Below are 12983 nucleotides of genomic sequence, written 5' to 3' on the forward strand. Positions count from 1 at the left end.
AACGTCAAGATACAAAAGATGTTGTTTTCCGGTAAAAAAAGACCCCCCGGCGAGCTAAAGCTGTCGGGGGGGCTGTATTAAAATGAGATTAGAGTAGCCTGGTTATTTATCGCCCATTGGCCTTTAACACCACAACGTCTTTCTGGATCTTGTCGTCGTAGGTCTTTTTAATAATGTAATGCCAGTTGCGCTCGGCTACATCCACAAAAAAGATTTCGCCTTTTTGATGGGCTGCCACCGCGTCCTGCACTTCTTTCGGGAACATCAGTTCGCCAAAGAACCAGTCGGTATCGCCTTTGGTGGTATTGCCATCCATTGTGTATTCGTCACTCAGTTTATCCCAGGCAGTGCCTGCATTGGCTTTTGCTACGATCAGCTTTTTCAGACTGTCTATTTGCGAAGGCGATAGGGAACTGCCATCGAGGAAAATATAACTGGCGCGGTAGGCGACAGATTCTTTTGATTCCACCACTTTGTAGGTAACGTACCCTACAGAAAAGATATCGCCCTGCTTTTGGCGTAATAACCGTTTGTCTATAAGCGATGTGTCCTTGCCATAAGTGAGGTGTAAAATAGCCGGTTTAATATCCGGGTTGGCATCTACGAATTGTTGGGCCTGTTGTGCTGTTCCGATCTTTTGAAACTTTTCTACCAATGTTGGTTGTGCAATTGCGGCTGCCGAAAAGAGCACTAATAAAACCGACAAGCTAAATTTCATATATTATTATTTTCTGTTGATTTAATTACGTTCCGGGTAGCTAATAAACAAAAGCAAGGACAAGAAGTTTTGGAAGTTACTATTTTTTGCCTGATCCGGATACGGCGATTTATGAATTAAATTGATAATTATTTGCAAAAACTCAGCCATTTTTGCTATTAATTACGCAAGAAACGGGTTTTACAGTTGGCTGCGGTGAAAGAATTTTGTGGTATAAAATAGCCGTTATGGAAAAGCAACAGGAAATAAATTATAACCGGATAGCCGAAGCCATTGAGTTTTACCGGCATCATTTCAAAGACCAACCCTCGCTGGAGGTGGTGGCAGAACACGTACACGTAAGCCCCTTTCACTTTCAACGCATGTTTAAAGACTGGGCCGGTGTTACACCCAAGCAATTCCTCCAATACCTTACCCTGGAACACGCCAAACAGGTGTTGAAAAAAGGGTCTGAAGTTACCTTGCTGGATGCCGCTTTTGAGTCTGGCCTCTCCGGTACCAGCCGCCTGCACGATCTTTTTATAAAAGTAGAAGGCATGACGCCGGGCGAATACAAGAACGGGGGCGAACAGCTGGCCATCAACTACAGCTTTGCCGAAAGCCCGTTTGGCACCATTATTATCGCTTCCACCCACAAGGGTATTTGTTATATGGCCTTTGTAGATGAGGCGGAGGAAACGGCTTTGCAGGAGCTGAAGAACCAGTTCCCCAATGCGAAGTACCGCCAGCTTTCAGATATAATACAGCAAAACGCCCTGTTTATTTTTACCCAGGACTGGAACAAGCTGCATGAAATAAAACTGCATTTAAAAGGCACGCCCTTTCAGTTAAAAGTGTGGGAGGCGCTGCTCAGGATCCCCATGGGCGAGCTGATTACCTATTCGGGTATTGCGGGCAAGCTCAGCCAGCCGCAGGCTTCCCGCGCCGTAGGATCGGCCGTGGGCAGTAACCCGGTTGCCTTTTTAATTCCCTGTCACCGGGTAATAAAGGCAAATGGCGAATTCGGCAATTACCATTGGGGGCCTACGCGCAAGCACGCCATGATCGGTTGGGAGGCATCAAAACTTTCTTCGGCAATTTAAATGCAGCAGTATGGATTTATTCAATCAGCATACAGACGAAACCATCAACTATTTACCGCAGGATGGCACCGTTAACTACTACGGTAAACTGTTAACCGTTAAACAGGCCGATCATTACCTGGAGAGGTTACTAAATACCATTCACTGGAAGAACGACGAAGCGGTGATCTTTGGCCGCCACATCATTACCAAAAGAAAAGTAGCCTGGTATGGTAACAACAATTACGACTATACCTATTCCAGGATCACCAGGCAGGCGTTAAAATGGACAAAAGAATTGCTTGAGCTGAAACAATTGGTAGAGGCAACAACCGGGGATTCATTTAACTCCTGTTTGCTGAACCTGTACCATAACGGGGAGGAAGGCATGGCCTGGCACAGTGATGATGAAAAAACGCTGGGAGAGAATTCCGCCATTGCCTCCTTTAGTTTTGGGGCAGAACGTAAATTCTCCTTCAAACACAGGCAAACTAAGGAAACCCTTTCCATGATGCTGGAACATGGCAGCCTGCTGGTGATGAAAGGCGCCACACAAACGCACTGGCTGCATTGTTTACCCAAATCGAAACGCATTACCACGCCCAGGGTGAATCTTACTTTCAGGACTATGATACAGCCATAAAAGTATAAAGTATAGCCATGAATTAACACTAATTACCGGTTTGGTGCGCGCTGTATGCATAACAGCCAGCTGAAAGGGGAAAATGCCTTATTTTAGGGGCTTACTATATGAAAAAGCCAGCACCCAGCCATTTCCTGATAATCGTTTTCCTGTTAGTAAACTCTGTTGTATTTGCTCAAAAGACAATTCGCATTGCCTGTGTTGGCAATAGCATTACGTTCGGGGCCAGGTTAACCCATCCCGAAAAAAATGCCTATCCCGCACAGTTGCAGCAAATGCTGGGCGATGGCTATGAGGTGATGAATTTTGGGAACAGTGGCAAGACGGTGATAAAGAATTGTGATCGTGCTTATATGGCCACGCCAACCTATGAGCAGGCATTGAAAAGTAACCCTGACATAGTTTTTATAAAACTGGGAACCAACGACAGCCGCCTGCCTTACCGGTTACAGATAGACAGTTTTATTGCAGATTATAAAACGCTGGTGCATTCCTTTCAAAACCTGTCTACGCACCCGCGCATTATTTTGTTATTGCCGGTTACCTCTTACAAGGCGGATACTGCCTTACAAACGGAACAGGCCATTGCCAGATTAATTCTGCCCCGTATCAGACAGGTAGCCTATGACGAAAAGCTTGAACTGGTAGATCTGCATAGTATAACCCAGGATATGCCTACTACTTTTCCCGATAGCTTGCATCCATCGTCGCTGGGCCAAACCATCCTGGCCAAACGATTGTACGAGGTAGTGGTGAATAAAACCGATAAATCGTCCGACATCTTTAAAAAAATAAAAGAGCAAATCACGGTTTCTTCCTATTACGGCTATGAATGCGCCGATTTTAATTTCAACGGCCATAAGGCCAAAATTGTAAAACCCCGCCGGGTAGCAGAAGGCAAACCATGGATCTGGAATGCCCGCTTTTGGAATGTGGAACCACAAACAGAGATCGCCCTGCTCGATCGCGGCTTTCATGTAGTGTATTGCGATGTAGCCGAGTTGTTCGGAAATGCAGAAGCCATCAACACCTGGAATAAATTCTATGATCTGTTGCAGAAAGCAGGCTTATCGAAAACGGCCTGTCTGGAAGGATTTAGTCGTGGAGGAATATACGCCTATAACTGGGCGGCACAAAACCCCGGTAAAGTAGCCTGTGTGTATGTAGATGCGCCCGTGTTGGATGTTAAAAGCTGGCCCGGAGGCAAAGGAAGCGCCAAAGGCAGTGCCCCTGAATGGGAAGCCTTTAAAAAAGATTATGGGTATACCAGTGACGAACAGGCCATCACTTTCAAAGGCAACCCCATTGATAAAATACCGCAGCTTGTACAGGGCGGTTATCCCATGTTACATGTAGTAGGCGATGCCGATAGCCTGGTGCCCGTTAGTGAAAACACCGCCATTTTTGAAAAACAGGTGCTGGCCCTGAACGGGAACATCACGGTGATTCACAAACCCGGTATTGGTCATCACCCGCATAGCCTGCCCAATCCTGCACCCATTGTTGATTTTATTTTAAAAGCCACGCATAAACAAGTGCAGTTTGCTGCTGTTTCAGCGCCGGGATCGGAATACCGCTTTGGCAACGAAACCGACTGGTGGGATAATTACAACGACATTCAACATACGTTGGACAGTACAGGCAAGCTGGATGTGTTATTATTAGGTAATTCCATTACGCAGGCAATTGGTCACAGAAGGCTGGAAGTAAAGGGGGCCGGAACGCATGCATTCGACAGTGCACTGGCTGCTTACAAATATGGGGTAGCAGGCATTCGCGGTGACAGAACACAAAATCTGTTGTGGCGGGTACAGCATACCGATTTTTCAAAAGCCGATCCTGAGGTTGTAGTGGTAACCATTGGCGTAAACAATTTCAAGGACGATGATGCCAATGATGTGGTGGCCGGAATCCTGACAGTATTAAAAGCAATTGCAGTAAAGCTACCCCGGGCAAAGATTATTTTAACTGGCCCATTGCCGGCGGGTAATAAAGCCACGGATGAATACCGCAGAAAATATCAACTGGTACATCAACAGATCCAACAGTTTGTAAATAACCGGAACATCTTCTTCAGCGATCCTTCCGGATATTTGATAGATGCAGGTAGTGGCAACCTGGCCGGTGGTTGTTACCGGCCCGATGGCATTCACCTCACTGATAAGGGTTATATCGCCTGGGTGGGCGCCCTGCAACCAATGATAAAACAGGTAATTGGGAAATAAAGGGGGGGCAATTACACCTCAACAGCTTCACCGTTATATTTATTGCGGTATTCAATGGGCGATAAACCTGTTATCTTTCTGAATACCGTTCTGAAAGCTTTGATATCGGAATAGCCCACATCATACATTACCTCGTTCACGTTTTTGCGGCTGTTCTCCAGTTGTTTTTTAGCCGCTTCAATTTTTACGCGTTGAATGTATTCGATGGGCGTATTGTTGGTTGCTTTTTTAAAGCGGCGAATAAAATGCCGTTTGCCGATGGCGTATTTGACGGCCAGTTCTTCTACCGAAATACGTTCGGTAACATTCTTCTCAATAAATTCCTGCGCTTGTTTTATGGGTTCGTCCTCATGCTTTTTTTGACCATTGAACATGATGAACGGCGATTGCGTTTTGCGGTCTATTTCCAGCGCATATACCTTGGCTGCCATGATAGCCATTTCACGGCCGGCATGTTTTTCAACCAGGTGTAACAGCAGGTTCCAGTAGCTGCTGGCGCCGCCGCTTGAATACAAACCCTGTTGCTCGGTAACAATTCTTCCATCAACCAAAGTCACCTCGGGGAACATTTCGCGGAATTCATTGGCGGTTAGCCAGTGACTGCTGCATTCTTTGCCATTCAACAACCCGGTAGAGGCTAACAGAAAAGCTCCAATGCACAAACTGGCCACTTCAGCGCCATTATGATACTGGTCAATGATCCAGGGAAAGAAATTTTCGTTCTTTTTAATGGCGGTTTTCAATTCGCCACCAATGGCGGGCACCAGGATAAGATCGGTTTTCTTTACATCGCTGATCAAAACATCGGCATGAACCGAAAAAGTGCCATTATGCAATTGCACTTCCCTGGTAAGCCCTACCAACTGTACTTTAAAAGCCGGCGGTTTGCCCACCTGGGCCAGAAAATCGTTTACACCGGTAAAAATAAGACGTGGGTCAACAATACTTGCCATTACCGAATCGTGCGGAATAAGGATGCTAACGTGTTTCATATATAATAGCAATAGTTGTTATGTATTAGGCTGAAGGCTGAAAGCCATAAGCTTTAAGCTGTAAGCCGTCGCGGCGGCCCTCGTTGCCTTTATGCCTTGTTGCCTTGTTGCCTTCGATAAAGGTACTAAACTATAAAGTCGCGAACAACCCGCAAGGAAGTCATTTTCACACTCCATCAAAAGGGGCAGCCGTTGGTACTTTTGTATTAACAATACCATAATCAGTGCGATAATGCGAAAAGTAATTGTATCTATGAATGTGACGCTGGACGGCTTTATGGCTGGCCCTGATTGCGGGTTGGACTGGCATTTCAAAAGCTGGAATGAGGAAATGGCGCGGGCAACAGCCGAACAGTTGAGCCGGGCAGATACCATTTTACTGGGTGGTATCACTTACAGGGGCATGGCGCAATACTGGAATTCGAACCCTGTGAACCTGATAAGGCCGCGTGAAGACCTTGACTTTGCATCCATGTTGAACAGCTATCCTAAAGTTGTATTTTCAAAAAGTATGACTACCGTCAGCTGGAATAATGCCCGGCTGGCCAAACGGGAAATTGAAGAAGAGGTAGTGGAATTAAAACACCGTGACGGGAAAGATATGATCGTGTATGGAAGCGGGAAAATAGTGGCAACCTTAACAAAGCTGGGACTGGTTGATGAATTCCGCATGTGGGTGCATCCGGTAGTAATTGGCTGCGGTAAACCGGTGTTTAAAGAGTTGGTGGAAATGCTTGATCTGCAGCTGGTAAAAACCGAGATCTTCAGTTCGGGTGTGGTGATCTTATGTTATACCGTAAAATAAAAAAATAAAACCTGTCAGCGCCTGTCGGCCTTTGGCGGATACGCCCTGACAGGTTTTTCCTCACCTTTCTACATAAAGAACTGTTCTGAGGAGATCTTACCATCCTTGTTAACAGTATAGGTGCAAAGTTCAGTCATATCCCAATGCTCTTTATTCTTCATCGTCACATCCATGTGCATGGTGCAGGCAAATGAATTGCTGGCCACCACGGGTTCGCTAACTTCCATTTTGTTCACAGACTCAACCATATTACTCCATTTTTTACTTTTTTCCATAATGGCATCGAGTCCCTTTGTTTCCTTTTCAAAATCGGGAGAAGACTGAGGTTCGATGCTCATGGCATCCTTTGCAAATAATTCTTTCTGCGCTGTTTCAAACTGGCCCTGACGGCACAGTTCAACCAGGCGGTTGGCAATCTGATTCGTAGTCATGGCGATTTAATTTAGTATGAAGCTACTTAAAAAATCATTCCACCCAGCGGCCAATCGACTTCAATTTCTCCGGATCCTTGGGAAACAGCATGTGCTGATAATCTTGCAAGAGGTGTTATTTTAAGATGTGATCCTCCTGGTTTAGCCGGGAGGATCACCCTGATGTGCTATTTGATTAATTAAACATGCCTGGTTTGTAACCACCGGGAATTGTTCTGAAGGCAACATTTAACCGGTTCCAGCTATTGATTGCTAAAATAGCCATGGTAATATCGGCGATTTGAGCTTTGTCAAAATGCCTGCTCAGTTCATTAAATATTTCATCGGTCACATCTGTTTGTGGTATTTTGGTAACCGCTTCTGTATACGCCAACGCAGCTCTTTCTGCCTCCGTGTAATAAGGACATTCTCTCCAGGCCGACAGTGAATACAGGCGTTGTTCTGTTTCACCTTGTGCAATGGCGTCTTTCCAGTGCATATCCAAACAATAAGCGCAGCCATTGATCTGTGAAGCCCGGGTTTTGATCAGTTCCTGTAACTTATGGTCCAACCCTGATTGTCTGAGGTACATACCAATTTTGTATAAGCCATCCATTAAGCCTTTGTTTCCATCCTGAAATGCAATTCTCTGTTCCATTTTTATATTGTTTTATTGTTTAAAATCCGACGTACGGTAATAAAACAAAGTAGTGGACCGAAACGTGACAGGTTTGGAGTCATTTTTTTGAAATTGTTACGGATTGTTGAATGTGACTGGGTTACAGGCGCAGTTAAATCAGTTCTAAAATGGTGGAATTAAAATAAAAATGCTAAATTTAGAATCCGCAGCCGATTCTCTTATTATCAAATTCGCCATATGGGACCTATCGCGCTCCTTATATTAACAATAGCTGCCATTTTATTTTCTGCCGGCGGCATACTCGTATCAAAATTTTTGGTAAGGGGATCGGTGAATGCGCAAAAAGGCCAACCTTATGAATGTGGCATCCCGGCTGAAGGCTCTCCCTGGAATCAGTTTAATGTAGGTTATTATTTGTTCGCCCTGTTGTTCCTGATCTTTGATGTAGAACTGATCTTCGTTTATCCCTGGGCCGTTGTTGTAAAAAAAATTGGAATGATGGCGCTTGTTGAGATCGCCATTTTCTTTTTCATATTGTTTACTGGTTTTTTGTACGCTCACAAGAAAGGCGCATTAAAATGGATGTAGGCCCCCCTCTGACTCCTCCGCCAGCTGGCGGAGAGAAAGAAGAAGGCAAGAAAGAATCCTTATGGAAAGTAACTTAAACAAAGAAATAGAAACCGCGTCCCAGGGGAATGAACAATTCCCCGGTCAGGTGCATGACCTGCCTGGTGGCGGCATTCTCATCAGTTCTTTTAATGACATCATTAACTGGGCGCGCTCCAATTCTTTATGGCCGCTCACCTTTGCTACCAGTTGTTGTGGAATTGAAATGATGTCCGTAGCTTCTTCGAAGTATGATTTCTCCCGGTTTGGATTTGAAGTAGCACGCGCTACGCCCCGGCAGGCAGATGTGATCATTATCGCCGGCACCATTGTAAATAAAATGGCGCCCGTGCTCAAACGCCTGTACGATCAAATGGCCGACCCCAAATATGTGATTGCTATGGGCGCCTGTGCCATCAGTGGCGGGCCGTTCTTCTATAATACCTATTCTGTAGTAAAAGGCGCCGATCATGTGATCCCGGTAGATGTATACATTCCCGGTTGTCCGCCCCGGCCCGAAGCATTGTTGCATGCATTGATTACCCTGCAGCAAAAAATTAAAAGCGGCTTAACACGCGAACAGATCAGGGCAGAAAAACCACAATCATGACCAACGAGGATATAAAGCAACATATTACATCCGTTCATCCCACCGGGGTTTTTGATGAAACCGGCGAATGGCTGCAGGTGCAGGTGGATGTGGGTGAATGGAAACCATTTGCACAATGGTTGCGCAGTGAGGTGCTGCAAATGGATTTTTTGTTTTGCTTAACCTGCATCGACTGGTCGGCAACGGCCACGGGCAAAACGTTGATGACCATGGTGTATCATGTTACCTCCACCATTTTCAGACATACAATTGTGGTGAAAGTAAAACTTGACCGGAACAATCCTGCAATAGAAACTGTATCGGACATCTGGCGCACTGCAGAGTTTCATGAGCGGGAAGTGTTTGATTTATTTGGCGTGAAATTCCTGCATCATCCTGATCTGAGGCGACTGGTACTGACTGATGATTTTGAAGGTTATCCCTTACGGAAAGATTTTGAAGACCCCATTAATATGATCAAACTATAATCTTGTATCGAGAAACACAAATAGTAGCAGAGAATAATGTGTCGCCTGATGAAGGGCAACTCGTGATCAACGTAGGGCCACAGCATCCGGCAACACATGGTGTATTGCATTTGGTAATTACGTTACAGGGCGAAACCATTCAAAAAATAGAACCGCATTTAGGCTATATCCATCGCAGCATTGAGAAGATGTGTGAAAGCCTGAGCTACCGGCAATTCATTTATGTAACCAGCCGCATGGATTATTTGTCGGCCCATATTAACAATCATGGCTGTGCGCTGTGTGTGGAGAAAGGTTTGCAACTGGAGGTGCCGCCCCGTGCACAGGTGATTCGCGTGTTGATGGGTGAACTGACCCGCATTGCATCCCACGAATTGTGGTGGGGGGCTATGGCAATGGACCTCGGCGCCTTCACGCCGTTTTTTTACGCTTTCCGCGAACGCGAAACCATCAATGACATTATGGAAGAAACCTGCGGTGCCCGTCTCACCATGAACTATATGGTGCCGGGTGGCGTGATGTACGATATTCATCCCAATTTTCAGCAAAGGGTAAAAGATTTTATCCGGCTTTTTAATAACAAGATCGACGAGTATGATGACCTGGTAACCGACAATATTATTTTTCAGAACCGCACAAAGAACGTGGGTGTATTGTCGGCCGCAGATGCCATTTCGTATGGTTGTACAGGACCAGTGGCGCGGGGAAGTGGCGTAGCCTGTGATATCAGGAAATTGTATCCCTACGAAGTATATAATAGGGTAGCGTTTGATGAGATCATCGAGACCGCTGGTGATAGTTATGCCCGCTACCTGGTACGCATAAAAGAACTGCGGCAATCGGTGCGCATCATCGAACAGCTGATTGATAATATTCCCGAAGGGGAGATTCAGGCAAAAACGAAAGCCGTGTTGAAATTACCCAAGGGAGAATTTTATTCGAGAGTAGAAACAGCCCGTGGGGAATTTGGCGTATACATCGTTAGTGAAGGCGGCACCACACCCTATCGCATAAAATTCAGATCACCGGGTTTCTCCAATTTATCGGCCCTGGACCATATGAGCCGGGGAAGTAAAATTGGCGATCTGATGGCTATTATGGGCACTTTAGATTTAGTGATTCCTGATATTGATAGATGAAATCAATAACGAATGTTTAGTTTAGAAAACATAACGGATTCAATTCAAAAGTGGTTGTATGCTACGTTCAACCCAACCATGGCATTGATCCTGGAGTGTGTGATCGTGATGTTGCTGGTGATTAGTTTGTTTGCCGTGCTGGGATTGGTGCTGGTATTGATGGAACGGAAAGTAGCCGCCCGCATGCAAATACGGTTGGGACCAAACCGCGTGGGGCCTAAAGGCATGTTACAAACTGCAGCTGATACCCTGAAGCTGATGATGAAGGAAGGATTAACCCCCGATGGAGCTGATAAATTCCTGTTTAACCTGGCGCCCTTTGTGGTGATGATTGCCGCTATGCTCATAATGGCGCCTATTGCTTTTGCCAAAGGATTTCAGATCTGGGATATTAATATAGGTGTGTTATATGTATCTGCCGTGTCTTCTGTTTCGGTAATTGGAATTCTGATGGCCGGCTGGGCCAGCAATAATAAATATTCCCTGTTGGGCGCCATGCGCAGCGGCGCGCAGATTGTGAGTTACGAATTGTCGGCGGGGTTATCTATCATTTCCATTGTAGTTTTATCGGGCAGCTTACAGGTGTCGGACATTATAGCTTCGCAGCAAACCGGCTGGTGGTTGTTTCGTGGACATATTCCTGCCATCATCGCCTTTGTGATCTTTATTATTGCAGTAACAGCTGAAACCAATCGCGCGCCCTTCGACCTGGCTGAAGCAGAATCGGAATTAACAGCCGGCTTTCATACCGAATATTCGGGAATGAAGTTCGCGTTGTTCTTCCTGGCCGAATACATCAACATCTTTATAGTATGCGCCATTGGCGCCACCTTGTTTTTAGGCGGTTGGATGCCTTTGCACATTGGGCATTGGGAAGGCTTTAATCACATCATGGATTACATTCCTTCCTCATTGTGGTTCCTGGGAAAAACATTTTTCCTGATCTTTTTAATTATGTGGTTCCGCTGGACCTTTCCCCGTTTGCGGGTTGATCAGTTGTTGAGCCTGGAATGGAAATACCTGTTGCCGATCAGTATGTTCAACCTGTTATTAATAACATTAATTGCAATCATGGGATGGCATTTTTAAAAGAATACATATCCGAAGTATATCAGGCGGTGTCATCACTGTTAAAAGGGATGAAAACAACGGGCAGCTATTTTGTGCGGCCAAAAGAGATCATTACCCAACAGTATCCTGATAACCGTGCAGAGATGAAGATCCCCGAACGATTCCGTGGGGAAGTAGTGATGACGCATGACGAAAACAACGAGCATGCGTGTACCGGCTGTACAGCCTGCGAGCTGGCTTGTCCCAATGCGACTATCAAGATCATTACCAAATTCGATACAACGCCTGAAGGAAAAAAGAAAAAAGCGTTGGACACTTTTGTCTATCACCTGGAGCTATGCACCATGTGTAATTTATGCGTGGAGGCTTGTCCTACGAGTGCCATAAAAATGGCGCAGACATTTGAACACAGTGTGTACGATAGAAGTCAGTTGCTGAAAAAATTAAATCAACCTGGCTCCAAACTGAGAGCCGGGGTTGAATAGAAATTAAAAGTTAAGAATAAAAAACAAAGAAATGAAGACCGGAGGCAACTTTGAATTGGCAGTTTGCCCATTGCCTGTTGCCAGTTGTCTATTGTCTATTGCCCATTGTCAATTGCCAATTGATTTATGAATGCATCACAGATCATATTCTATTTGATTTCAGCCTTTGTGCTGGGGACAGCCGTGCTGGCGGTAACCACCAGGAAGATCTTCCGTTCCGCCATCTGGTTGCTGTTTAGCCTGGTGGGTGTGGCGGGTTTATATTTCTGGATGCAGGTGGAGTTTGTTGCGGCCGTGCAGATCATTGTCTATGTAGGCGGAGTGGTGGTGCTGATTATCTTCTCCATATTTCTTACCCATCATTCGGGTGGTGAATTGCCCAGGCCACCCTTAAAACGGACCATCTTTTCCATACTCGCCGTATTATTGGGTTTTGCCTTCACGTATAACATCATTGCTGAATACGATTTTCCAACAACTACCTCCGAAAAGCCATTTGTGGTACCGGTGTCGGCTATTGGCGAACAAATGCTCGATACCAAACAACATGGGTTTGTGCTGCCATTTGAAGTAGTGAGCATGTTATTGCTGGCTGCCATGATCGGATGTATTGTTATTGCCATGCGATCGATGCCAAAAGGAAAAGAAATACGGACGCAGGCTACGCCTGTTAGTGCCAAAGGCGGAACCATTAAGCAGGTTGTTGAATCAACAAAAACAATGGAGGGAAAGACCACATGAGCACGATCCCTTTAACACATATCCTGTTTGTGAGCACGGCGTTGTTCTTCATTGGCATGTATGGGTTGTTTACCCGGCGTAACCTCATTACCATGCTCATGTCGATTGAACTGATCCTGAATAGTGTGAACATCAACTTTGTGGCCTTTAATAAATACCTGTACCCCGATAAGTTAAACGGTGTTTTCTTTTCTCTGTTTATTATAACTGTGGCTGCTGCCGAAGCGGCTGTGGCAATAGCGATCATTATTAATCTATATAGAAGTCACCGGTCTATTGATGTGGAAGATACTACCGAAATGAAATATTAGTTTGAGTTGATAGAGTTGGCAAGTTGATAGGGCTGACAAGTTAACAGGTCGGGTTTTAG

The 12983-nt window shown here is 45.4% G+C and carries 16 protein-coding genes; 12 read left to right on the forward strand and 4 right to left on the reverse strand.

Translation table 11 applies throughout. The features are described from left to right. Positions 1 to 106 precede the first annotated feature (106 nt). Positions 107 to 718 (reverse strand): hypothetical protein, encoded by a 612-nt coding sequence (locus NIAKO_RS35445; RefSeq protein WP_014223330.1) that lies wholly within the window; start codon positions 716 to 718, stop codon positions 107 to 109. Between the two features lie 227 nt (positions 719 to 945). Here NIAKO_RS35445 and NIAKO_RS35450 point away from each other — a divergent pair, with 227 nt between their 5' ends. From NIAKO_RS35450 to NIAKO_RS35460, 3 genes are all read left to right on the forward strand, one after another. Continuing rightward, positions 946 to 1800: a methylated-DNA--[protein]-cysteine S-methyltransferase gene (locus NIAKO_RS35450; RefSeq protein ID WP_014223331.1), complete on the forward strand. Its 855-nt coding sequence runs from the start codon at positions 946 to 948 to the stop codon at positions 1798 to 1800. Positions 1801 to 1810: 10 nt separating this feature from the next. After that, positions 1811 to 2422: an alpha-ketoglutarate-dependent dioxygenase AlkB family protein gene (locus NIAKO_RS35455; protein ID WP_014223332.1), complete on the forward strand. Its 612-nt coding sequence runs from the start codon at positions 1811 to 1813 to the stop codon at positions 2420 to 2422. Between the two features lie 107 nt (positions 2423 to 2529). Further along, positions 2530 to 4647, forward strand: a complete 2118-nt coding sequence (locus NIAKO_RS35460) for a GDSL-type esterase/lipase family protein (protein WP_014223333.1) — start codon at positions 2530 to 2532, stop codon at positions 4645 to 4647. 11 nt (positions 4648 to 4658) lie between these two features. Here NIAKO_RS35460 and NIAKO_RS35465 read toward each other — a convergent pair whose 3' ends face one another. Then, the gene (locus NIAKO_RS35465; protein WP_014223334.1) at positions 4659 to 5639 is read right to left on the reverse strand and encodes a GlxA family transcriptional regulator; all 981 of its coding nucleotides are present in this window, start codon (positions 5637 to 5639) and stop codon (positions 4659 to 4661) included. Between the two features lie 232 nt (positions 5640 to 5871). Between NIAKO_RS35465 and NIAKO_RS35470 the strand changes: the two genes are divergently transcribed. Continuing rightward, positions 5872 to 6444 carry a dihydrofolate reductase family protein gene (locus NIAKO_RS35470; RefSeq protein WP_014223335.1) on the forward strand — a complete coding sequence of 191 codons (573 nt, stop codon included), beginning with the start codon at positions 5872 to 5874 and terminating at the stop codon, positions 6442 to 6444. A gap of 68 nt (positions 6445 to 6512) precedes the next feature. Here the strand turns inward: NIAKO_RS35470 and NIAKO_RS35475 are convergent, their stop codons facing one another. After that, entirely contained in the window at positions 6513 to 6875 is a 363-nt protein-coding gene (locus tag NIAKO_RS35475; protein ID WP_014223336.1) for a SnoaL-like domain-containing protein, read from the reverse strand. Positions 6876 to 7050: 175 nt separating this feature from the next. Continuing rightward, the gene (locus NIAKO_RS35480; RefSeq protein ID WP_014223337.1) at positions 7051 to 7512 is read right to left on the reverse strand and encodes a carboxymuconolactone decarboxylase family protein; all 462 of its coding nucleotides are present in this window, start codon (positions 7510 to 7512) and stop codon (positions 7051 to 7053) included. 219 nt (positions 7513 to 7731) lie between these two features. Between NIAKO_RS35480 and NIAKO_RS35485 the strand changes: the two genes are divergently transcribed. The 8 genes from NIAKO_RS35485 (at position 7732) to nuoK (ending at position 12924) form a co-directional block, all read left to right on the forward strand. Then, the gene (locus NIAKO_RS35485) at positions 7732 to 8082 is read left to right on the forward strand and encodes an NADH-quinone oxidoreductase subunit A (RefSeq protein ID WP_014223338.1); all 351 of its coding nucleotides are present in this window, start codon (positions 7732 to 7734) and stop codon (positions 8080 to 8082) included. Between the two features lie 61 nt (positions 8083 to 8143). Further along, positions 8144 to 8710 carry an NADH-quinone oxidoreductase subunit B gene (locus tag NIAKO_RS35490; protein WP_014223339.1) on the forward strand — a complete coding sequence of 189 codons (567 nt, stop codon included), beginning with the start codon at positions 8144 to 8146 and terminating at the stop codon, positions 8708 to 8710. After that, complete coding sequence (locus NIAKO_RS39260; RefSeq protein WP_014223340.1) at positions 8707 to 9177, forward strand: NADH-quinone oxidoreductase subunit C; 471 nt, start codon at positions 8707 to 8709, stop codon at positions 9175 to 9177. The genes NIAKO_RS35490 and NIAKO_RS39260 overlap by 4 nt, the downstream gene beginning before the upstream one ends. Before the next feature lie 2 nt (positions 9178 to 9179). Beyond that, positions 9180 to 10316 carry an NADH-quinone oxidoreductase subunit D gene (locus NIAKO_RS35500; protein WP_014223341.1) on the forward strand — a complete coding sequence of 379 codons (1137 nt, stop codon included), beginning with the start codon at positions 9180 to 9182 and terminating at the stop codon, positions 10314 to 10316. Positions 10317 to 10328: 12 nt separating this feature from the next. Further along, positions 10329 to 11405 (forward strand): NADH-quinone oxidoreductase subunit NuoH, encoded by a 1077-nt coding sequence (gene nuoH, locus NIAKO_RS35505; RefSeq protein ID WP_014223342.1) that lies wholly within the window; start codon positions 10329 to 10331, stop codon positions 11403 to 11405. Next, entirely contained in the window at positions 11393 to 11872 is a 480-nt protein-coding gene (locus tag NIAKO_RS35510; RefSeq protein WP_014223343.1) for a 4Fe-4S binding protein, read from the forward strand. The genes nuoH and NIAKO_RS35510 overlap by 13 nt, the downstream gene beginning before the upstream one ends. Positions 11873 to 11998: 126 nt before the next feature. Next, positions 11999 to 12613 (forward strand): NADH-quinone oxidoreductase subunit J family protein, encoded by a 615-nt coding sequence (locus NIAKO_RS35515; RefSeq protein WP_014223344.1) that lies wholly within the window; start codon positions 11999 to 12001, stop codon positions 12611 to 12613. Further along, on the forward strand, positions 12610 to 12924 hold the full coding sequence (gene nuoK / locus NIAKO_RS35520; protein ID WP_014223345.1) for an NADH-quinone oxidoreductase subunit NuoK: 315 nt from the start codon (positions 12610 to 12612) through the stop codon (positions 12922 to 12924). Before NIAKO_RS35515 ends, nuoK begins: the two co-directional genes overlap by 4 nt. The last annotated feature ends 59 nt before the right edge of the window (positions 12925 to 12983 follow it).

Source organism: Niastella koreensis GR20-10, from assembly GCF_000246855.1.
GTDB classification, from domain to species: Bacteria; Bacteroidota; Bacteroidia; order Chitinophagales; family Chitinophagaceae; genus Niastella; species Niastella koreensis.